Genomic DNA, 21,873 nt, shown 5'->3' on the forward strand with positions numbered 1-21,873 from the left:
AAAGGTAGCGCGCGCCGCCGGCGTGTTCATGGTTGCGTACGCGGCGGGCAGTTTTGCCCAGTCGTACGACTTCCAGATTTCGAATATTCGCGTCGAGGGCGTACAGCGCCTGGAGCCGGGCACGGTTCTGACGTATCTGCCGGTATCGGTGGGCGATCGCATGAGCGAGGCCCGTGCCCAGCAGGCCATTCGCGCGCTCTATGATTCGGGGTTGTTCGAAAACGTCACCCTCGATCGCAGCGGCAGTGTGCTGGTGGTCAATGTCGCCGAGCGCCCCGAGATCGCCAGCTTCGAGCTGACCGGTAACAAGGCCATCGGCGGCGATCAGCTCAAGGAGGCCCTCAAGGATCAAGGGCTGGCGCGAGGTGAGCTTTACAAGCGCTCGTTGCTCGACTCGTTGCAGCAAGAGCTGCGGCGCCAGTATTACGCCAACGGCTATTACAGCGTGAACATCGATACCGATGTGCGCGATCTGGGCAATAACCGGGTCTCGATCTCGATCAAGGTCGACGAAGGCCCGATCGCCTCGATCAAGGACATCAACATCATCGGTAACAAGACGTTTTCCGATGACGAACTCAAGAACGTATTCGCGCTCAAACCGGCCAGCGGTTTCTATACCCACCCACTGTCGTTCTGGAAACATCCGGACCGCTATTCTCGCGAGAAGCTGGTCGGCGATCTGGAGTCGTTGAACTCGTACTACCAGAACCGCGGCTATATCCGTTTCAACGTCACCTCTGTTCAGGTATCGCTCTCGCCGGACAAGCAGGACGTGTTTCTCACGATCAACGTTGACGAAGGCGAGCAGTACAAGATCGAGAACTTCAAGTTCGCCGGCAACATGATCGTGCCGGAAGCCTCGCTGCAGCGCCGCGTGAACGTCGAGGCCGGCGATATCTTCTCGCGCAAGAAGGTGCAGGATTCGTCGGACAACATCAGCTCGGGGCTGGCGGATTTCGGCTATGCCTTTGCCAGCGTCGATCCGCTGACCAAGATCGACGACGAAAACAAGACCGTGGATCTGACGTTCTTCGTTGATCCCGGCAAGCGCACCTATGTGCGTCAGATCGTGTTCAACGGCAACGACAAGACCAACGACGAAACGCTTCGCCGTGAGATGCGTCAGTTCGAGGGCGCGCCGTACTCGCGCCGGGCGATCCAGCGCTCGCGTACCCGTGTCGCGCGTCTGCCGTTCATGCAGGACGTACGAGTCGAGACCAAGAAAGTGCCCGGCTCCGATGACCTGGTCGATATCAACTACAACGTCGCCGAGCGCGCGGCCGGCCAGATCAACGCCGGTGTGGGCTACTCGGATTCGGAAGGTTTTCTGATCAACGGCGGGGTCAAGCACACCAATTTCCGCGGTACGGGTAACACGGTCCAGGTCAACGCCCAGACCAACGATTTTGCCCAGAGCATCTCGGGCAGCTATACCAACCCGTACTTCACACCGGAGGGCGTATCGCGCACGCTTTCGGCGTTCTATCGCAACACCGATCAGCTGATCCGTACCGGGTCGAGCTTTGATCTGAACTCGGTCGGCGGGGCGTTGACGTTCAACTTCCCGATCACGGAATACACGACCTTCCGGGCCGGCCTTGGTATCGAGAACAACGAGATCACGACCGCTATCAACCGCGACGGCGATCAGGTGGTATCGGATCAGGTCGCTGATTTCGTCGAGGACAACGGCCGTAGTGCCACGACGTACGAGCTGCAGACCGGGTTCAACCGCGATACGCGAAACCGGACGTTCTTTGCGACCCGCGGCTCGCAGACCGAGCTGCTGTTCAATATCAAGGGCCCCGGTTCGGATCTGGAGTATTACAAGACCAGCCTGCAGCATCAGCGCTATCTGCGCGTGGGCTCCTGGCTTCCCAAGATATCCGACAAATTCGTGCTGCAGCTCGATGGCCGTGTGGGTCAGACGGCGCACTGGGGCAGCGGGGACGTGCCGCCCTACGACAACTTCTTCGGCGGCGGCGCGCGCTCGGTGCGCGGCTTCCAGAACGGTGGTCTGGGCCCGCAGGACAGCTTCGGCAATCCCTTCGGCGGCCAGTTCCTGACCACACTGCAGAGCGATCTCGTGATCCCGACCTTCCTGGCCTCGGATAACAAGACCACGCGTTTCACGGTGTTCTATGACATCGGTAACGTCTACGACAAGGTCGATGACTACGATATCGGCAAACTGGGCAAATCGGCCGGCGTGTCGTTCAACTGGTTCACGCCCTTCTTCGGCCTGCTGCGGGTCAGCTATGCCCCGTATGTCGATAAAGCACGCGACAGCGACGAGCTGAACCGCTTCCAGTTCTCCTTCGGCGCGAACTTCTAGAGCCGGTATTCAGCGGTCGGGCCAGCCGGCCGCTGGATGGCAAACGAGGCCCCGTGACCCAGCCGAGCGATACAACCTGCAAGACGAGCGTGTCCACGCCCTGGCGCGTGGCCGAGCTTGTCGCGGGCACGGACTTGGTCGTGCGCGGTGATGCCGATGTCTCGGTCGCCGGTGCCTGTGCGTTGTTGCCGGGTAAAGCCCGGCATATGACGTTCGCCGAACGCGCCGCCCAGGCCGAGGACGTGGCGAAAAGCCAGGCCGATGTCGCGATCCTGCCCGGCGAACTCGCCGAGCGATTCACGGGCACGGTGATCGTTACCGAACAGCCGCGCCTGATGTTCGCGCGTCTCGCGGCGCGTTTCGAAAATACGGGCCGGCCCCCAGGCATTGACGCAAGGGCGGTGATCGGCGATGACGCCACGATCGATCCGAGCGCATATATCGCCGCGCAGGTGGTGATCGGCCGCTCGGCGCACATCGGTGCCGGCGTTGTCATCGAGCCCGGCGCTGTCATCGGCGATGCTGTAACGGTCGGGCCGGGCTCGCGTGTCGGGGCACGCGCGGTGCTCGGCGATCGGGTCCGTATCGGCAAGGCCGCGCTGATTGCCGCCGGGGCGGTCATCGGTGAACGCGGCTTCGGCCTGGTGGCCGGCCCGGGCGGGCTCGAACCCGTGCCACAGCTGGCAAGCGTCGTTCTGGGCGATAACGTCGAGGTCGGGGCCAACAGCACCATCGATCGAGGCGCGTTGACCGACACCGTCATCGGCGACGGCGTGAAGATCGATAATCAGGTGCATATCGCCCATAACTGCCGTATCGGCGCCCATACCGTCATCGCCGGCTGCACCGGTATCGCCGGCTCCTGTGTCATCGGCACGGGCTGCATGATCGGCGGCGGTGTGGGTATCGGCGATCACGTGACGATCGCCGACGGCGTGACCATCACCGCGGCCAGCCAGGTGCCTAAGAATATCGCAGCGCCCGGGGTATACTCCTCGACCTTTCGGGCCATGGCGGCCGGTACCTGGCGACGGCGCCTGGCCTTGTTCCGGGCGCTCGACAAGATCGAAGCCCGGCTGTCGCGCGTGGAAGATAACCAATGACTTGCTGGAGCAATCGATGAGTGAACAAGACGAAATTCGCGCGATCATGCAGATGGTGCCGCACCGGTATCCGTTTCTGCTGGTCGATCGCGTGCTCGAGTGCATCCCCGGCGAGTCGATCACCGCACTCAAGAACGTCACCATCAACGAGCCGTTCTTTCAGGGCCATTTCCCGGGCCAGCCGGTCATGCCGGGTGTGCTGATCCTCGAAGCGCTGGCTCAGGCCGGGTTGATTCTGGGCATGCGCACCATGGACGCCGACGACGGTACGATCGTGTATATCGCCGGTATCGACAAGGCACGCTTCAAGCGCCAGGTGATCCCCGGCGATCAGTTGCACCTCAAGCTGTCGATCGGCTCGGCCAAGAAACGGCTGTGGAAGTTCAACGCCGAGGCCTGGGTGGGCGAGCAGCTGGCTTGTCGCGCCGAAATGATGGCCGTGCCCGGGGCGCCGTAATGGCGGTCGACGAACTCGCACGCGTTCATCCCGATGCCGATATCGCCGATGATGTCGAAATCGGGCCGTTCACGGTCGTGGGCCCTGATGTGACGATCGGCCCGGGCACGGTCGTTGGCCCGCATGTGGTAATCAACGGGCACACCACGATCGGCGCCAACAACCAGATTTCGCATTTTGTTTCACTGGGTGCCGAGCCGCAGCACCGCGGTTACAAGGGCGAGCCGACCGAGCTTGTCATCGGTGATGGCAACATCTTTCGCGAGTATTGCAGCGTGCACCGCGGCACCATGCTCGATAAAGGCGTGACCCGCATCGGTGACAACAATCTGCTGATGGCCTATGTGCATATCGCCCACGACTGTGTCCTAGGCAACAACATCACCATGGCCAACGGGGCGAGTCTGGCCGGCCACGTGACAATCGACGATCACTGTATTCTGGCGGGCTTCGCGCTGGTCTATCAGTTTCGTCACGTCGGCCGTCTGGCGTTTCTGGCCTATTGTTCGGGCGTGGTCCAGGACGTGCCGGCCTTCGTGCGTTCGGCAGGCTCGCCCGCCGAGCCACACGGCATCAACTCCATCGGCATGCGCCGCAACGGTTATTCCAACGACGAGATCACCGCGACCAAGCATGCCTATCGCACGCTGTATCGCTCCAAGCTGCGTCTGGAAGAAGCCCGCGAGACCATCCGCGAGCAGGCCAAGACGAGCCCGGCGGTGACCGAAATGCTGGCCACGCTCGACCGGGCCGAGCGCGGCATCATCCGCTGAGCGTGCCATCGACGTGAGCCCGGCCGATCCACTGTTCGTGCTGGTGGCCGGCGAGGCCTCCGGCGATACGCTGGGTGCCGGGCTCATCAACGAACTGCGTGCCCGTTATCCGACGGCGCGCTTTGTCGGTGTCACAGGCCCCCAGATGCGCGCGGCCGGCTGTGAGAGCCTGGCCGATATCGAGGCGTTATCGCTGTTCGGCATCAGTGAAGTGATCGGCCAGATCCCGCGTCTTTTGCGCCTGCGTCACCGGCTGTATCAAGAGATTCTGGCCATGCAGCCGGCGGTTGTGATCGGTATCGACGCACCGGCGTTCAACACACGCCTGGAAACCCGGCTGCGCCGGGCCGGGATCAAGACCGTGCACTATGTCTGCCCGACGGTCTGGGCCTGGCGCGAGGGCAGGGTGCGCCATATTCGAGCGGCCGTGGACCGGCTGCTGGCGATCTTTCCCTTCGAGCCGGCGTATTTTGCACGCCACGGTATCGAGGCGGTTTATGTGGGCCATCCTCTGGCCGATGAACTGCCCGTGTATCCGGACGCGCGATCAGCGCGCGCCGCGCTGAATCTGTCGCACGGCCCGCCGCTTGTCGGCCTGTTGCCGGGCAGCCGCGGGGCCGAGGTCTCGCGCCTGGCGGGCCGGCTTGTCGCCACCGCACGCTGGATCGCGGCCCGCCGGCCCGATGTCGCGTTCGTGATTCCGGCGGCCAGCCCGCGTATGCAACAGCTTGTCGAAGCCGCGGCGGCCGCCGAGGGCGCGGGGCTCGATATCACGATCATCGCCGGGCGTTCGCGCGAGGTGATGCGGGCTTGTGATGTCTTGATCCTGGCCTCGGGCACCGCCACGCTCGAGGCCTTGCTGGCCAAGACGCCGATGGTCGTCACCTATGAGCTATCGAGCATGAACTACTGGCTGGCACGCGGTTTGAACCTGATCAAGACACAGTTCGTGAGCATGCCCAATCTGTTGGCCGGGCGTCGTCTGGTGCCGGAGCTGTTACAGACCGACAGTCGGATCCCGATGCTGGGTGCCTGGGCGCTGCGCCTGTTGGCCGACTCGCCCGAGCGCCGGGCCCAGATTGCCGGGTTCACCGTGCTTCACGACACGCTGGCGCGCGGGGCCAACGCCCGGGCCGCGGAGGCGGTGGCCGAGCTGGTGGATGCCCGCGCATGAAACAACGCAGGCATGCCAAGTTCGCCTGTCCCCTGGTGGCGGGGGTCGATGAAGTCGGGCGCGGGCCGCTGGCGGGCCCGGTCGTGGCCGCGGCGGTGATCCTGGCGCCGCGACCCTTGCCGCGCGGCCTGACCGACTCAAAGGCGTTGAGCGAGGCCGATCGTGACGCGCTCGATATCAAGATTCGTGATCGGGCGATTGCCTGGTGTGTTGCCGAGGCCAGTGTCGCCGAGATCGATTCGATCAATATACTGCAGGCCACGCTGCTTGCCATGCGGCGCGCAGTGGCGGGCCTGGCGCTTCGGCCAACGGCGGTGTGGGTCGACGGCAATCGCAGCCCGGGTATTACCGGCCCCTTGCGCTGTGTGGTGGGCGGCGACGGGCAGGTGCCGGCGATCAGCGCGGCCTCCGTGATCGCCAAGGTGGCCCGCGATCGTCAGATGGCCGATCTCGACGCGCAGTTTCCGGGCTATGGCCTGGCCGCGCACAAGGGCTATGGCACGCCGTTTCATCGCGAAGCCCTGCAGCGCCTTGGGCCCACGCCGATTCATCGCACCAGTTTTGCGCCGGTGGCTCGTGCCGCGGGTGCCGGTCAGCGTACGCTGGATCTTGGGTGACGCCGCGGCGTCCCGTTGATCGACCCACGCTCGACCGACAACTCTTGACCGATTGCCCCTCGACCGACTGACCCTGAGCCGATATGCAAAGCCCGTTCGTCCATCTCCGTGTGCATACCGAATACTCGTTGTCCGACGGCATCGTGCGGATCAAGCCGCTCGTGAGCGCGGCGCGCGAGGCCGGAATGCCGGCGGTGGGGGTCACCGACAACGTGAACCTCTTCGGCATGGTCAAGTTCTACAAGGCCGCCCTGGGCGCGGGCATCAAGCCGATCGTGGGCGTGGATCTGTTGATCGACGAAGGCGACGAGCCGGCCACACGTCTGACGCTGTTTGCCCAGAACAGCACGGGCTATCGCAATATCTGCGAGCTGTTGAGCCGGGGCTATCTGCACGGCCAGAGCAAGGCCGGGGTGCTGTGCAAGCGCCAGTGGGTCATCGACTACGCCGACGGGCTGATCGCGCTGTCGGGCGGCATGGCCGGCGACGTGGGTAGCGCACTTCTGGCCGGCAAGAATGATGTGGCCCGTCAGCGTGCCCGTGATTGGCAGGCGGTATTCGGCGATCGTTATTATCTGGAAGTGACCCGCTGTGGGCGCACGGGTGAGGCCGGCTGGCTGGCCGAGACGGTCGGGCTGGCCCTTGCACTGGACGTGCCGATCGTGGCCACCAATGACGTGCGTTTCCCCACCCGTGACGATTTCGATGCCCACGAAACCCGGGTGGCCATCCACGGCGGTTATACCCTGGCTGACCCGCGCCGGCCGAAGATCTACTCACCCGAGCAGTATCTGAAGACACCGGAGGCGATGGCCGAGCTGTTTTCCGATCTGCCGGAAGCCTTGGAGAACTCGGTCGAGATCGCGCGGCGTTGCAATCTCACGCTCACCCTGGGCGAGAACGTACTGCCGGATTTCCCGGTGCCGGCCGAGCACAACACCGATTCGTTTCTGCGTGCCGAGTCCGAGGCCGGGCTGGCCGATCGTTTGGACAATCTGTTTCCCGACGCCGACGAGCGCGCCAAACACGTCGAGGAATACCAGCATCGTTTGGATCACGAGCTGGGCGTGATCGCCACCATGGGCTTTCCGGGTTACTTCCTCATCGTGGCCGATTTCATCCGCTGGGCGCGTGAGAACGGCGTGCCGGTCGGGCCCGGCCGTGGCTCGGGCGCGGGCTCGCTGGTGGCCTATGCGCTGGGCATCACCGATCTCGATCCGTTGGCCTATGACCTGCTGTTCGAGCGGTTTCTGAACCCCGAGCGTGTGTCCATGCCCGACTTCGATGTCGATTTCTGCATGGACGGGCGCGACCGCGTCATCGAATACGTGGCCCAGGCTTATGGCCAGGAAAAAGTCAGCCAGATCATCACCTACGGCACGATGGCGGCCAAGGCGGTGGTGCGCGATGTCGGCCGCGTGCTGGGCCATCCGTATGGCTTTGTCGATCGTATCGCCAAGCAGGTGCCGTTCGCCCCGGACATGACGCTGACCCGCGCGCTGGAAGAATCCGAAGAGCTGCGAACCTCGCGCGAGGACGAAGAGGTCGGCTACTTACTGGATCTGGCGCTGAGCCTGGAAGGTATCTCGAGAAACGCGGGCAAGCACGCCGGCGGCGTGGTCATCGCCCCCTCGGATCTGAATGATTTCACGCCGCTGTTCTGTGAGCCGGGCGGCACCAACCGCGTCACCCAGTTCGACAAGGACGACGTCGAGGCCGTGGGCCTGGTCAAGTTCGACTTTCTGGGCCTGCGCACGCTCACCATTATCGACAACGCCGTGCAGGTGGCCAATCGACGGCTCGAGGCCGCCGGGCGTGAGGCCATCGACGTGCGTCATATCGCCCTCGATGACAAGGCCTCGTTCGAGCTGCTGAAAAAAGGCGATACCACGGCCGTCTTCCAGCTCGAGTCCTCGGGCATGCGTCGCTTGATCAAGCGTCTGCAGCCGGCCGAATTCGAGGACATCATCGCCCTCGTGGCGCTCTATCGGCCCGGGCCGCTCGAATCCGGCATGGTCGAGGATTTCATCGATCGCAAGCATGGCCGGGCTAAGGTGGTTTATCCGCATCCCAGTCTGGCCGAGGTGCTTGAGCCGACCTACGGCGTGATCCTGTATCAAGAGCAGGTGATGCAGATTGCGCAGGTGTTGGCCGGTTATTCGCTGGGCGCGGCTGACCTGCTGCGCCGCGCCATGGGCAAGAAAAAGCCCGAAGAGATGGCCAAGCAGCGCGACGGCTTCGTCAAGGGCGCGGTCGATAACGGTATCGAAGAGGACACGGCGGCCTATATCTTCGACCTGGTCGAGAAATTCGCCGGTTATGGCTTCAACAAATCGCACTCGGCGGCTTATGCGCTGGTTTCGTATCAGACCGCGTGGCTGAAGACCCATTTCCCGGCCGACTTCATGTCCGCGGTGCTCTCCGCGGATATGGACAACACCGACAAGATCGTGATCATGATCGATGAATGTCATCGATTGGGCATCACGGTGGCCCCGCCGGACGTCAACGCCTCGGAGTACAATTTCTCCGTGGTCGATGACGCCACGATTCGCTACGGGCTGGGCGCGATCAAGGGCCTGGGCAAGGGCGCGATCGACACGGCCCTGGCCGAGCGCGGGACAGGCGGCGCCTACGCCAATCTCTATGATTTCTGTCGACGCGTGGATACGGCCAAGATCAATCGCCGCGCGTTGGAGGCCATGGTCAACGCCGGCGCGCTGGACTCGCTGGGGCCCAACCGTGCCAGTCTGCTGGGCGGCCTGGCTCGGGCGCTGGCCGCGGCCGACCAGGATCGCTCGGCGGCCAACGTCGGCCAGAACGATATGTTCGGCCTGGCCGAGACTCCGGACACCGCGGGCCCGCCACTGGAGACCCTGGCCGATGCGCCCGAGGACGAGCGCCTGAAGGCCGAGCGCGACGTGCTGGGCTTGTATCTGACCGGGCACCCCATCAAGGCCTGGGAAGACGAGCTGGCCGACATGACCCACGGCAAGATCGCCGATCAGGTCGCGGCCATGCCACGTCCGGAGGAGGGCGGCGGGCGACGTCGCGAGCGCAAGAGCGCAGTCGTGGCCGGGCTGGTGGTCGAGCTGCGGCGCATGAAAAAAGGCAAGCGCATCATCGTGGTGCTCGATGATGGCTCGGGCCGGATCGAATGCCCGCTGTTCGAGGACAAAGCCGCCGAGTACGGCCCGTTGCTACAAGCCGACAAATTGGTGATCGTCGAAGGCAGCCTGTCCTACGATGATTTTTCCGACGGGTTTCGCCTGAACGCCAACCACGTCATGGATATCGAAGGCGCGCGGGCGGCCTATGCCAGCCGTATTCTGTTACAGCTACAGGCCGAAGGGCGTAACGATATAGACGGGCTGGTGGATCACCTGGCCGGCTGTATTGATCGTTACAAGGCCGATGCCGGCTGTGATGTCGTCGTGCGCTATGCCAACGACACGGCGCGCGCGGTGCTCACTCTCGGCGAGACACGGCTTGCTCTTTGCGACGGTCTGCTCACGGATCTGCGCGCGCTGGTGGGTGCGGATCACGTGCAAGTGCGTTATCGTCGCGCCCAGTCCGGCTCGTAACCCACTCACGCAACAACCGCTGATACCGATGGCGCAGAAAAACCTCGATTATCTCGATTTCGAACAGCCGATCGCCGAACTTCAGGAGAAGATCGAGGAACTGCGTTTCGTCGCCGACGGCAGTGAGGTCAATCTCTCGGAAGAGGTCCAGCGCCTGGAGGACAAGCGCCGTGGCCTGACCGAGCAGATCTTCTCCAAGCTGTCGACCTGGCAGGTCGCTCAGATGGCGCGCCACCCGCTGCGCCCGTATACCCAGGATTACATCGACGGCATGATCGATGAGTTCGTGGAGATGCACGGTGATCGTGCCTATGCCGATGATGCCGCCATCATCGGCGGGGTGGGCCGCCTGGCCGGCGAGCCGGTGATGATCATCGGCCACCAGAAAGGCCGGGATACCAAAGAAAAGATCCATCGCAACTTCGGCATGCCACGCCCCGAGGGGTATCGCAAGGCGCTGCGCCTGATGAAGACCGCCGAGCGCTTCAACCTGCCGGTCATCACCTTCATCGACACGCCGGGCGCCTATCCCGGCATCGGCGCCGAGGAGCGCAACCAGTCCGAGGCCATCGCGCGCAACCTGTTCGAAATGGCCAAGCTGCGCGTACCGGTGATCTGTACCGTGGTCGGCGAAGGCGGCTCGGGCGGGGCGCTGGCCATCGGCGTGGGCGACGTGCTGCTGATGATGCAATACAGCATCTACTCCGTGATCTCGCCCGAGGGTTGTGCCTCGATCCTTTGGAAATCCGCAGCCAAGGCTGAAGAAGCGGCCGAGGCAATGAAGGTTTCCTCGGTGGATCTCGAACGCTTGAAGCTGGTGGATGAGGTGCTCAAGGAACCACTCGGCGGCGCCCATCGTGACCCCGCCGGTCTCATGGCGCACTTCAAGGAGCGCTTGGTCGACGAGCTGGCCCGACTACGCGCCATGTCGATCGACGAGCTGCTGGAAACCCGCTACCAGCGATGGATGGCCTTCGGCGATTTCAAGACGACCGGGTGACCGATCTGGCGGCGGCGCTTCGTGCGCTGCCGGACGACGCTAGGCGCGTTGTCGTCGGGTTCAGCGGCGGGCGTGATTCGGCCACGTTGCTGCATGTCTGTTGTCAGATCTTTGAACCTCGGCGCGTGCTTGCGCTGCACGTTTGTCACGGCCTGGAAACGGCGGCCGCGGATTGGGCAGCGTTCTGTGCCGAGTGTGCCCGGGCCTATGGCATCGCGTTCAAGCGGTTTGATGTGGCGGTCGATGTGCATGCTGCCGGGCTCGAAGCCGGTGCCCGCGCGGCACGCTACGGCGCGATCGGCGATTGGCTGAACGCTGATGATGTCCTTGTCACTGCCCACCACGCCGAAGATCAGGCCCAGACGGTTCTGATTCAGGCATTGCGCGGAGCCGGGGTGCGCGGCCTGGCCGGCATGCCGGCCTGGCGCGCGCTGGGCGCCGGGCGCCATTGGCGGCCCTGGCTGACGATCGCTGCGGCCGATATTGCGGCCCACGCTGAAACAGCCGGCCTGGCCTGGGTCGATGATCCCAGCAACCATGATCCGGCGCGTGATCGCGGCTATCTGGACGCCGAGATCTGGCCGGCGCTGCTCGCCGGCTGGCCGGCCGCGGCGCGCATGCTCTCGCGCGTTGGCGAACGCGCCAGCGAGGCCCGCGAGGCGCTGGATCAGCTGGCCGCGATCGATCTGGCTGCCGCGCGGGTGGCCGATGATCGATTGTCGATTGCTGTTTTGGCCGCGCTGTCATCGCCGCGGCGCCGCGAGACCCTGCTGGCCTGGTGTCGCGCGCGTGGCGTCTCATTGCCCGACCCGGCCCGGCTCGATGAGATCGAGCGGCTTTTGTTCTGTCGAGAGCACAACAGCCCCCGGGTACGCGTGGCTGATCACGATATCCGGCGTTTCGACGGCCAGTTGTTCTTGATGGCCGCGCTGGGCGCGCCGCCGGATCCGGCCACGCGTCTTGCCTGGTCGGCCCGGAGCGAACTCGTCCTGCCCGGCGATGCCGGCCGGCTCGTTGTCGCCGGCAAAACCGTCGATGACCACGATCTGATCGTTGGCTTTCGTCGCGGCGGCGAACGGCTGATCCGCGGCGACGGGCACAGCCAGCCGCTCAAGGATTTTTGCCAGCAGCGACGAATTCCGCCCTGGATTCGCGCGCGGCTGCCGTTGATCTATCAGGGGGATCGTCTCGTGGCCGTGGCCGATCGCTGGATCGCGCCCGGGCTGTCCGATGCGCTGGCCGGCGTTCTAGCTCGTATCGGGTGGCGGCCCGGACTGACAGGCGACTAATTTCGCGTTGTTCGCCCAACGGCTTTGGGCTAGCATGCGCAGCACGCCACCCCGTAGATCGATCGCGCGCATGTCAGGGCACGCCAACGGCACTCGTTATATTTTCGTCACCGGCGGGGTTGTCTCCTCGCTAGGCAAAGGCATTGCCGCGGCCTCGCTCGGCGCGCTGCTCGAGGCACGGGGGCTGTCGGTCTCGGTGATCAAGCTCGACCCGTATCTCAACGTGGATGCCGGCACCATGAGCCCGTTCCAGCACGGCGAGGTCTATGTGACCCGCGACGGCGCGGAAACGGATCTGGATCTGGGCCATTACGAGCGGTTTCTGAAAACCCGTACGTCGCGCCTGTCGAACTTCACCACCGGCCAGATCTACAACAACGTCATCAACAAGGAACGCCGCGGCGATTACCTGGGTGGCACGGTGCAGGTCATCCCGCACATCACCGACGAGATCAAGCGCTGTATCCTCGAAGGCGGTGAAGGCGCGGATATCTGTCTGGTCGAGATCGGCGGCACGGTCGGCGATATCGAATCCCTGCCGTTTCTGGAGGCCATCCGGCAATTCGCCGTGGAACTGGGCCATGACCGGGTGCTGTTCATGCACCTCACGCTCGTGCCTTATATCCCCTCCAGCCAGGAAATGAAGACCAAGCCCACGCAGCACTCGGTCAAGGAGCTGCGCTCGATCGGCATCCAGCCCGATATCCTGGTCTGTCGCACGGACCGGCCGCTGCCGGAGAACGAGCGCCGCAAGATCGCGCTGTTCACCAACGTGCACGATCGCTCGGTCATCGCGGCCCAGGACGTCGACGATATCTACAAGATGCCGAGCCTGTTGCAGCGCCAGCATCTGGATGATCTGGTCATCGGCCATTTCGGCATCGAGGCCCCCGAGGCGGATCTGTCCAACTGGGCGGCCCTGGTGGATGCCCGTATCGGTCAGGATGTGACCGTGCGCGTGGCCATGGTCGGCAAGTACGTCGACCTGGCCGATGCTTACAAATCGGTCAACGAAGCGCTGTCTCATGCCGGACTGCATACGGCCACCCGCGTCGATATTGACTATGTCGATTCAGAAAGCGTTGCCCGCGAGCCCGAACGCGCGCTTTCAGACGTGGATGCCATCCTTGTACCTGGCGGCTTCGGCGAGCGCGGCATCGAGGGCAAGATCGCAGCCGCACGCTATGCGCGTACCCACGGCGTGCCGTATTTCGGCATATGTCTGGGCATGCAGGTCGCCTGTATCGACTATGCCCGCGATGTGGCCGGCCTGTCCGGTGCCCACAGTACCGAATTCGCCCCCGATGCGGTCGATCCGATCATCGCGCTGGTCACCGAATGGATGGATGCCGGCGGTATGCGCCAGATCCGCGATGAGAACGCCGATCTGGGCGGCACCATGCGCCTGGGCGAGCAGCGCTGCATCGTGGCGCCGGATACGCTGGCCCACCGTTGTTACGCGGCTGATGAGATCCACGAGCGGCATCGGCATCGCTACGAGTTCAACAACCATTATCGCGACCGCCTGGCCGAGGCCGGGCTGACGTTTTCGGGCTACTCGGCCGAGGATGATCTGGTGGAGATCGTGGAGATCGCTGATCACCCGTGGTTCCTCGGGTGTCAGTTCCATCCGGAGTTCACCTCCACGCCGCGCGCCGGCCATCCGTTGTTCATGGGCTTCATCGCCGCGGCCCGGGCGTTCAGCCAGGCACGCCGTGGCGAGGCGAGCGTCTGATGCGGATCGCGGATTTCGAAGTGGGCCTCGATCAGCCCATGTGCCTGATCGCCGGACCGGACAGCCTGGAATCTCGTGAGTTGGCCCTCGACGTGGCCGGGCACGTGGCCGAAATCTGTCGCGAACTGGGCATCGGCTATGTCTTCAAGGGCTCGTTCGACAAGGCCAATCGCAGCTCGCACGCGAGCTATCGCGGGCCGGGTATCGATGAAGGCTTGGCCACCCTGGCCGAGGTGAAAAAACAGATCGGCGTGCCGGTGACCACCGATGTTCACGTCGAAGCCCAGGCCGCACCCGTGGCCGATGTCGTCGATCTGATCCAGACGCCAGCGTTTCTGTGTCGCCAGACAGACTTCATTCAGGCCGTGGCCGCAGCCGGCGTGCCGGTCAATATCAAGAAAGGGCAGTTCCTGTCGCCGGGCGAAATGTCGGGCGTGGTGGCCAAGGCACGCGAGGCCGGCAATGATTCGGTGATGGTCTGCGAGCGCGGATTTTCCTTCGGCTACAACAATCTTGTTGTCGATATGCGCGGCCTGGCGCTCATGCGGGCCACCGGGGCGCCGGTGATCTTCGACGCCACGCATTCGGTTCAGCTGCCCGGTGGCCTCGGCCATGCGTCGGGCGGGGCGCGCGAGCATATCGGCGTGCTCGCGCGCAGTGCCGTGGCTGCGGGCGTATCCGGCGTGTTCGCCGAAACCCATCCGAATCCGGAGGCCGCGCTTTGCGACGGCCCGAACGCATTGCCGCTGTCGCATATGCGAGAGTTCGTCGAAACACTCGTCGCACTTGATACAGTGGTGAAAAAGCGGCCGTTCCTTGAGGATAGTCTGAAATAACTCAGATATCGCGACTGATTGAAAGGCTTGCCTGACTGGCGAGCTTTTTGCCTGTTTTTATCAACGATTCAAGTCTTTGTAGCCTATGTCCAAGATCTCCAGTACACGCGGTTATCAGGTCATCGACTCACGCGGTAACCCCACGGTTGCCGTACGCATCGAGCTAGACAGCGGTGCGACCGGCACGGCCATGGTGCCCTCGGGCGCCTCGACCGGCAGCCTGGAAGCCGTCGAGCTGCGCGATAACGAACCGACCCGTTTCCTCGGCAAGGGCGTGACCCGTGCGGTCGCCAACGTCAACGGCGAGATCGCAAAGAAAATCAAGGGCTTCGAGGCCGACGACCAGGCGGGCCTCGACAAGATGCTCATCGATCTGGACGGCACGGACAACAAGGCACGTCTGGGGGCCAATGCGCTGCTGGGTGTCTCGCTTGCCGCGGCCCATGCGGCGGCCAACGATGCCAACAAGGGGCTGCACGCGTTTCTCAGCCACGACGATGCCGTGCAGCTGCCGGTGCCGATGATGAACGTCATCAACGGCGGCGAGCATGCCTCGAACAACGTGGATATCCAGGAGTTCATGATCGTGCCGGCCGGCATGAGCACGTTCTCTGATGCCCTGCGGTGTGGCGCCGAGATCTTCCAGCACCTGAAAAAGCTGTTGGGCGAGCGCGGCATGTCCACTGCGGTGGGCGACGAGGGCGGCTTTGCCCCGGATCTGCCGTCGAACGCGGCCGCGCTGGAGACACTGGTCGAGGCGATCGAGCGTGCCGGCTACAAGCCGGGCGAAGAGGTGTTTCTGGGCATTGATGCCGCCAGCACCGAGTTCTACGACAACGGCACCTATCGTCTGGCCGGTGAGAACAAGGACTACGACGCCAAGGGTTTCGTGGAATATCTGGCCGGGCTCGTCGATCAGTACCCGATCATCACCATCGAAGACGGCATGGCCGAGGACGATTGGGACGGTTGGGCGCTGCTGACCGAGCGTCTGGGCGACAAGATCCAACTGGTCGGTGACGATCTGTTCGTGACCAACACCCGTATTCTGCAACGTGGCATCGAGCAGGGCATCGCCAACTCGATTCTCATCAAGCCCAATCAGATCGGCACGCTCACGGAAACGCTGCGTGCGATCGATGTGGCCACCCGCGCCGACTACACGGCCGTGGTTTCGCATCGCTCGGGCGAGACCGAGGATGCCACGATCGCCGATCTGGCCGTGGCCACGGCGGCCACGCAGATCAAGACCGGCTCGCTGTCGCGCTCTGATCGTACGGCCAAGTACAACCGCCTGCTCATGATCGAGGCCGAGCTGGGTTCGCGCGCGGTCTATCCGGGTAAAAAGGCGTTCAACGTCACGGTCTAAGCGGCCTACGCGATGCTTGAGAAACGATTCGTGTTGCCGCTGTCGCCACCATGGCCGGGCCCGCGTGCCGCGTGTGATACATGGTGAGAGATGGCGGCCCGGATCGTGGCAAGCGAGAAGCCGATTCAAGCCAGCCCGCCAAGACACAGTCGGCGCCGCTGATCGATCGTCGGCTGTTGTTTCGGGTTGCACTGGTTCTGTTGATCCTGGTGTTTCTGGGGCTGCAGTACCGCCTATGGGTCGGCGAGGGCAGCTATGCCGAGCGTCATCGCATCGAAATGCGGCGTGACGCGCTGGCCCAAGCCAACGCCAAGGCACGTTCCCGAAACGATGCCATGCAGGCCGAGGTCGATGATCTCAAGGCAGGCGACGGGGCGGCCGAGGCCCGGGCCCGAGAAGAAATGGGCATGGTCAAGTCGGGCGAGACGTTCTTCCTGACCGTCCCGGACGAAACCGGTTCATCGGCCCAACCCGCCCGCAAACGCTCGCCGACCGACGACGACTGATTTAAGGCATAGCTCAGAACGACACGGCCGTGGTCGTTTTCTGTCAGACACCAAACTGAGCTAGCGCTCAACGACCGGTGGGTTGGCGTTTGACGTATCTTTGTATTGCCTTGTCTGCGTCTATTTGCGCACGAGATGTCCGTCGCCCAGCGGCGACTGAATCTCGCATACGATCCAGAGGTCCGCTGATACGGGCCCCCACCCAAGAGAGTTTTTCGGATGCCCGAGCCCATCGTCGTCGATGTCGCTGATCTGCCGCGCGTGACGGTACCGGCCATGGCCGGGCGCTATCGCGTCGAGTCGGCTGATTTCAGAGTCGAGGAAGTTTTTGTGCATCCGCTGGACGATGCGGGTGAGCATCTCTGGCTCTGGATCGAGAAGACCGGCCTGACCACGCATCAGGCGATCGAACGTATCGCCGGCGACTGCGGTGTGGCCGCACGCCAGATCGGTTTCGCCGGGCTCAAGGATCGCCATGCCCGCACCTATCAGTGGCTGTCATTGCCGTGGCCGATCAAGGCCGAACTACCCACATGGACGGTGGCCGATGACCTGATCGTGCATGCCGCACGACGCCACGGGCGCAAGCTCAAGCGCGGGGCCCACACGGCCAACCGATTCTCTATCCGGCTGCGTGACATCACCTATCCCGAGGCCGTCGACGACGGCGAATCGTTGACCGCGCTGGCAACGCGTATCGCCAGCCAGGGTGTGCCCAACTATTTCGGTGAACAACGCTTTGGTCGCCAGGGCACGAACGTCGAGATGGCCCGTCAGGTGTTTGCCGGTAAACGCCTGCCACGTAACAAGCGCAGTATCGCGCTCTCCGCCGCACGCTCGTTCCTGTTCAACCAAGTGTTGGCCGCCCGCGTGGCGGGTGGCACCTGGGCCCGCGCGCTGGCCGGCGATGTTTTCATGCTGGCCGGTACCAACAGCGTGTTCGCCGGCAACACGACCGATGAAACCGCGCAGGCGCTGGCCGAGCGCGTGGCCAGCCGGGATATCGCCCCGACCGGGCCGATGCCGGGCCAGCTCGGCCCCCGAGCGGTCGTGCCCGAATCACCAGCCGCCGATCATGAGCAAGCGGTAGGCCAGGCCTATCCGGATCTGATCGACGGGCTCGTGGCTGCTCGGGTGGATGCGGAACGACGCTCACTGGTTTTGGCCGTCGATGATTTCCGGCTCGCCCGTGCCGGTGATGATCTGATCGTATCGTTCGGGCTGCCGGCGGGAGCCTTTGCCACCAGCGTGCTGCGCGAGCTGGGTGATTTCGTCGATGCCATGCGTATCAGATAGCGGGCTAGGACGGTTTTTGTTTCTTCAGCAGAACATAGAGCGCGCCGGTGCCGCCATCGACCGGGCGCGCCGAGACGAAGGCCAGCACCTCCTCACGGCGTGACAGCCAGCCGGCCACCTTGTTCTTGAGAACCGGCCCGCGATGGCCCGAGCGCAGCCCCTTGCCGTGGACGATACGCACGCAGCGATAACCGTTGTCCAGGGCATCGTGCAGGAACACACCCAGGCAGTGTCTGGCGACGTCCACCACCATGCCGTGCAGATCGATTTCTGCCTGGCAACGATAATGCCCGCGCCTCAGTCGTCGCACCACGCCGTGCTGGATACCCTCCTGACGGTGCACCAGATCATCGCCGGTTTCGATATCCGGATCGGGCGGGGCATCGTCGAGCAGCTCGGCCATCACCGCGGCTTCGTCGGCTTCGCGCATAATCGGCTGCGTCGAGGGCAACGTCTTTTCCGGGCGGCGTTTGCGATTGGTCGTGACCGTTGCCACCGCGCCGACGGCATCGCGAAACACGGCGCTCTCGTCGTCGGACAGGGTATTCCGGGCCGGGCGATGTCGGGGTTTGTTGCGAGATTTCGTCACAGCCTTTCTCGTCCTGTGCCTCGAACACGGGTTGCGCCGCGGGCCTGGCCACACGAGCCGGCCAAAGCAGCGGTCGGTACGTTATGCTAACCGGGTACTTGCGTGCCTGCACGCCTCACTGACCCCAGCGAAAAGAGAACATGCGTTTATTGCTGAGCAATGATGACGGCTGTCATGCGCCCGGCCTGGCCGCGCTGCGCACCGCGATCACCGCGGTCTGCGACGATGTCATCACGATCGCCCCGGACCGTAACCGCAGCGGGGCGTCCAATTCGCTCACGCTGGATCGGCCGTTACGGGTTCAGGACGTTGCTGAAGGCGTGTTCAGCGTTGATGGCACGCCCACCGACTGCGTGCATCTGGCCACCACTGGCCTGCTGGATCGCGAGGCCGATATGGTCATCTCCGGCATCAACGCCGGGGCGAACATGGGCGACGACGTGCTGTATTCCGGCACCGTGGCCGCAGCGACGGAGGGCCGCTCGCTGGGCCTGCCGGCGATCGCGGTCTCGCTGACTGGCGAGACCTTCACGCATTTCGATACGGCCGGTGCCGTCACCGCGCGTCTGTTCGAGTGGATACGGCGTCATCCGCTGCCCAACGACACGATTCTCAATGTCAATGTGCCGGATGTTCCCGAGGCCGAGCTGGCTGGCTTTCGAGCCACGCGCCTGGGCAATCGGCATCGCGCCGAGCGGCTCATTGAAGACCGGGATCCGCGCGGGCGTCGGCTGTACTGGATCGGCCCGGCCGGCGGCGAGGCCGATGCCGGGCCGGGCACGGATTTTCATGCCGTGGCCCAGGGTTTCGTCTCGATCACGCCCTTGCAGATCGATCTGACCCGTCATGCCAGCCTCGAGCCGCTGACCGGCTGGCTCGACGGTCTGTGAGCGATACGTTCGACAAGCATCCGCATGTCCGCGGTTATGGCATGGCCAGCGCGCGCAGCCGGGCCCGTCTGCTTGATCGCCTGGAAGCACTCGGCATCACCGATATCCGCGTGCTGGAGGCCATGGGCCGCGTGCCGCGGCATCGGTTCGTCGACGAGGCGATGAGCAGCCGGGCCTACGACGATACGGCGCTGCCGATCGGCTACGGCCAGACTATCTCGCAGCCGTATGTCGTGGCCCAGATGACCACGCTCGTTCTGGCTTATGGCTTGCCGGGCAAGATTCTTGAGATCGGTACCGGCAGCGGCTATCAGGCGGCCGTGCTGGCCGAGCTGGTAGACGAGGTATACACAGTCGAGCGGGTCGAGCCGCTGCATAACCTGGTGCGTCGGCGTCTTGCCGATCTGGGCTATCGCAACGTGCGGGCACGCCTGGCATCGTCCGGCGTGCTGGGCCTGCCCAACTACGGCCCGTTCGACGTGATCATCGTGACCTGTGGTGCGGCCCAGCTGCCGGAGACGCTGTGCGAACAGCTGGCCGAGGGCGGGCGCATGATCGTGCCCGTGGGCGAGTCGGGCGGCCAGCGGCTGGTGGTGGTGCGCCGCCAGGGCGATCATTTTTCCAAGGAGTTTCTCGACGCCGTGAGTTTCGTACCCCTGATCGAGAATGACCGCTGATGTGGCAACGTCTGTATCGCTGGACCGTGGCCCGGGCCGCGCATCGCACGGCCCCGCGCTGGCTGGCCGGCCTGTCGTTCATCGAAAGCTCGTTCTTTCCGATTCCGTGTGATGTGCTGCTGGCCCCGATGACGCTGGCCCGGCCGGAGCGGGCCTGGCGATATGCCGCGATTGCGACCCTGTTTTCGGTGGCCGGCGGGGCGTTGGGCTATCTGATCGGCCTGTTCTTCATCGACCAGCTCTTGCCGTGGTTGTCGGAGCTGGGTTACGCCGCCCGTTACGATACGGTGCGTCACTGGTTCGTGGATTACGGCTTCTGGGCCGTGTTGTTGGCCGGTGTCTCTCCGGTCCCCTATAAGCTGTTCACGATCGCCGCCGGCGCGCTGTCGATGCCGATCCTGGTGTTCCTGTTGGCCTCGGCGGTGGGGCGGGCGCTACGGTTTTTCATCGTCGCCGGCCTGGTCCGCGCGGTGGGGCCGGTTTTCGAGCAGCGATTTTTGAAGTATCTGGACTGGATCGGGTGGAGCTTCGTGGCGTTGGCGATCATCGTGTACCTCGCCATACGGCTATTTTGAACTGGACTCCGGCGGAGACAAGACATGAATCCAGGGCGTCTTTGCAGCACGTGGGCGATCGGTCTGGCACTGGCCGCAAGTGTCTCGGCCTGTTCGGTCGACCGCGCGATGCGCGCCGATACCTACACCGTGGCCCGCGGCGATACGCTCTCCGAAATCGCCCAGCGCTTCAACGTCGACTGGCATGAGCTGGCGCGCTGGAACCGCATCGATGCGCCTTATCGGCTTTCGGTCGGCCAGACGCTCTATTTGAAGCCGTTCCCGCCGATCGACTATGCCCGTTTCGAATCCGGTGACGCCTCATCGCGGGGTCGGCCGGTCGAACCCAGCGCACCGCGGCGGGCGAGCCGGACATCGCCGGCGCCGCAACCAGCGCCACCGCGGCCGGCACGCCGTGGAGACACCACGCCGCCCGGTCAGGCGCCGCGTGTGGATCCATCCGAGTCGACCGAGCCGCCGGCGCCGTCTGCCGGCGCCGACGTATCGACGCCCGCCACCAGCTCGGTCGAGGAAAGCCGTGATGAGCAGGCCGCACGGTCCAGCGAAATCGCCCAGGCCACGGATCAGAGCGCCAGCGACCAATCGACAATCAAGGCCGGCGGCCCGTCCGAAGACGGCTGGCAATGGCCGGCGACCGGCAGCCTGTATCGCAGCTACGGCGATGAGGAACGCGGCCGCGGCATCGAAATCACCGGCAACTCGGGCAGCGCGATCTATGCGGCCTCCAGCGGCACGGTGGTCTATAACGGCACGGGCCTGAAAGGCTACGGCCAGCTGATCATCATCAAGCACGACACTCACTATCTGTCGGCCTACGGTTTCGTGCGCGACAGCCGAGTGAGCCAGGGTGAAACAGTAGCCGCGGGCCAGCAGATCGCTGAAATGGGCCTTGGCCCGGGCAACAAGCCCTTGCTGCATTTCGAAATCCGGCGCGACGGCAAACCGATCGATCCCGAGGACCGGCTGCCCAAGCGTTGATGCGACAACCTAGTGCCGGATGCCCGAATCTGGCAGACTCGCGGATTCGTTGCACGGCGTGTTCTCGTCGTGTTGTGTTCGGCTGAA

General features: G+C 64.1%; 19 protein-coding genes. 18 read left to right on the forward strand and 1 reads right to left on the reverse strand.

Going from position 1 to position 21,873, the window contains the following annotated elements; genetic code table 11:
• Positions 1 to 28 precede the first annotated feature (28 nt).
• The 14 genes from bamA (at position 29) to truD (ending at position 18,077) form a co-directional block, all read left to right on the forward strand.
• A complete protein-coding gene (bamA, locus tag SAJA_RS10440; protein WP_245963295.1) occupies positions 29 to 2,338 on the forward strand; it encodes an outer membrane protein assembly factor BamA in 2,310 nt (769 codons plus the stop codon).
• A 53-nt stretch (positions 2,339 to 2,391) separates the two neighbouring features.
• Positions 2,392 to 3,441, forward strand: coding sequence for a UDP-3-O-(3-hydroxymyristoyl)glucosamine N-acyltransferase (gene lpxD / locus SAJA_RS10445; RefSeq protein WP_184999844.1), 1,050 nt, complete (start codon positions 2,392 to 2,394; stop codon positions 3,439 to 3,441).
• A 16-nt stretch (positions 3,442 to 3,457) separates the two neighbouring features.
• Positions 3,458 to 3,898 carry a 3-hydroxyacyl-ACP dehydratase FabZ gene (fabZ, locus tag SAJA_RS10450; protein ID WP_123658623.1) on the forward strand — a complete coding sequence of 147 codons (441 nt, stop codon included), beginning with the start codon at positions 3,458 to 3,460 and terminating at the stop codon, positions 3,896 to 3,898.
• Positions 3,898 to 4,671, forward strand: coding sequence for an acyl-ACP--UDP-N-acetylglucosamine O-acyltransferase (lpxA, locus tag SAJA_RS10455; protein ID WP_123658624.1), 774 nt, complete (start codon positions 3,898 to 3,900; stop codon positions 4,669 to 4,671). Before fabZ ends, lpxA begins: the two co-directional genes overlap by 1 nt.
• A gap of 13 nt (positions 4,672 to 4,684) precedes the next feature.
• Entirely contained in the window at positions 4,685 to 5,845 is a 1,161-nt protein-coding gene (lpxB, locus tag SAJA_RS10460) for a lipid-A-disaccharide synthase (RefSeq protein ID WP_123658625.1), read from the forward strand.
• Positions 5,842 to 6,462: a ribonuclease HII gene (gene rnhB, locus SAJA_RS10465; protein WP_123658626.1), complete on the forward strand. Its 621-nt coding sequence runs from the start codon at positions 5,842 to 5,844 to the stop codon at positions 6,460 to 6,462. Before lpxB ends, rnhB begins: the two co-directional genes overlap by 4 nt.
• A gap of 83 nt (positions 6,463 to 6,545) precedes the next feature.
• Positions 6,546 to 10,046, forward strand: a complete 3,501-nt coding sequence (gene dnaE, locus SAJA_RS10470) for a DNA polymerase III subunit alpha (protein ID WP_123658627.1) — start codon at positions 6,546 to 6,548, stop codon at positions 10,044 to 10,046.
• Between the two features lie 28 nt (positions 10,047 to 10,074).
• The gene (locus SAJA_RS10475) at positions 10,075 to 11,046 is read left to right on the forward strand and encodes an acetyl-CoA carboxylase carboxyltransferase subunit alpha (protein WP_123658628.1); all 972 of its coding nucleotides are present in this window, start codon (positions 10,075 to 10,077) and stop codon (positions 11,044 to 11,046) included.
• Positions 11,043 to 12,335 (forward strand): tRNA lysidine(34) synthetase TilS, encoded by a 1,293-nt coding sequence (gene tilS, locus SAJA_RS10480; protein WP_184999845.1) that lies wholly within the window; start codon positions 11,043 to 11,045, stop codon positions 12,333 to 12,335. Before SAJA_RS10475 ends, tilS begins: the two co-directional genes overlap by 4 nt.
• Positions 12,336 to 12,405: 70 nt before the next feature.
• Complete coding sequence (locus SAJA_RS10485) at positions 12,406 to 14,070, forward strand: CTP synthase (RefSeq protein WP_123658630.1); 1,665 nt, start codon at positions 12,406 to 12,408, stop codon at positions 14,068 to 14,070.
• On the forward strand, positions 14,070 to 14,906 hold the full coding sequence (gene kdsA / locus SAJA_RS10490; RefSeq protein WP_123658631.1) for a 3-deoxy-8-phosphooctulonate synthase: 837 nt from the start codon (positions 14,070 to 14,072) through the stop codon (positions 14,904 to 14,906). The genes SAJA_RS10485 and kdsA overlap by 1 nt, the downstream gene beginning before the upstream one ends.
• A gap of 85 nt (positions 14,907 to 14,991) precedes the next feature.
• Entirely contained in the window at positions 14,992 to 16,275 is a 1,284-nt protein-coding gene (gene eno, locus SAJA_RS10495; RefSeq protein ID WP_123658632.1) for a phosphopyruvate hydratase, read from the forward strand.
• An 80-nt stretch (positions 16,276 to 16,355) separates the two neighbouring features.
• Positions 16,356 to 16,781, forward strand: a complete 426-nt coding sequence (locus SAJA_RS10500) for a septum formation initiator family protein (RefSeq protein ID WP_123658633.1) — start codon at positions 16,356 to 16,358, stop codon at positions 16,779 to 16,781.
• A gap of 219 nt (positions 16,782 to 17,000) precedes the next feature.
• Positions 17,001 to 18,077, forward strand: a complete 1,077-nt coding sequence (gene truD, locus SAJA_RS10505) for a tRNA pseudouridine(13) synthase TruD (protein ID WP_123658634.1) — start codon at positions 17,001 to 17,003, stop codon at positions 18,075 to 18,077.
• A gap of 4 nt (positions 18,078 to 18,081) precedes the next feature.
• On the opposite strand, the gene SAJA_RS10510 is transcribed toward truD, so the two are convergent.
• The gene (locus SAJA_RS10510; RefSeq protein ID WP_123658635.1) at positions 18,082 to 18,666 is read right to left on the reverse strand and encodes a Smr/MutS family protein; all 585 of its coding nucleotides are present in this window, start codon (positions 18,664 to 18,666) and stop codon (positions 18,082 to 18,084) included.
• Positions 18,667 to 18,806: 140 nt separating this feature from the next.
• On the opposite strand from SAJA_RS10510, the gene surE reads away from it, so the two are divergent.
• Genes surE through SAJA_RS10530 form a run of 4 tightly spaced genes read left to right on the forward strand, consistent with a single transcriptional unit; the run spans position 18,807 to position 21,786 of the window.
• On the forward strand, positions 18,807 to 19,556 hold the full coding sequence (gene surE / locus SAJA_RS10515; RefSeq protein ID WP_123658636.1) for a 5'/3'-nucleotidase SurE: 750 nt from the start codon (positions 18,807 to 18,809) through the stop codon (positions 19,554 to 19,556).
• A gap of 41 nt (positions 19,557 to 19,597) precedes the next feature.
• On the forward strand, positions 19,598 to 20,233 hold the full coding sequence (locus SAJA_RS10520) for a protein-L-isoaspartate(D-aspartate) O-methyltransferase (RefSeq protein ID WP_123658725.1): 636 nt from the start codon (positions 19,598 to 19,600) through the stop codon (positions 20,231 to 20,233).
• Entirely contained in the window at positions 20,233 to 20,808 is a 576-nt protein-coding gene (locus tag SAJA_RS10525; protein ID WP_123658637.1) for a YqaA family protein, read from the forward strand. The genes SAJA_RS10520 and SAJA_RS10525 overlap by 1 nt, the downstream gene beginning before the upstream one ends.
• 24 nt (positions 20,809 to 20,832) lie before the next feature.
• On the forward strand, positions 20,833 to 21,786 hold the full coding sequence (locus SAJA_RS10530) for a peptidoglycan DD-metalloendopeptidase family protein (RefSeq protein WP_123658638.1): 954 nt from the start codon (positions 20,833 to 20,835) through the stop codon (positions 21,784 to 21,786).
• Positions 21,787 to 21,873: the final 87 nt, after the last annotated feature.

It is taken from the genome of Salinisphaera japonica YTM-1 (assembly GCF_003788585.1).
Taxonomy (GTDB): domain Bacteria; phylum Pseudomonadota; class Gammaproteobacteria; order Nevskiales; family Salinisphaeraceae; genus Salinisphaera; species Salinisphaera japonica.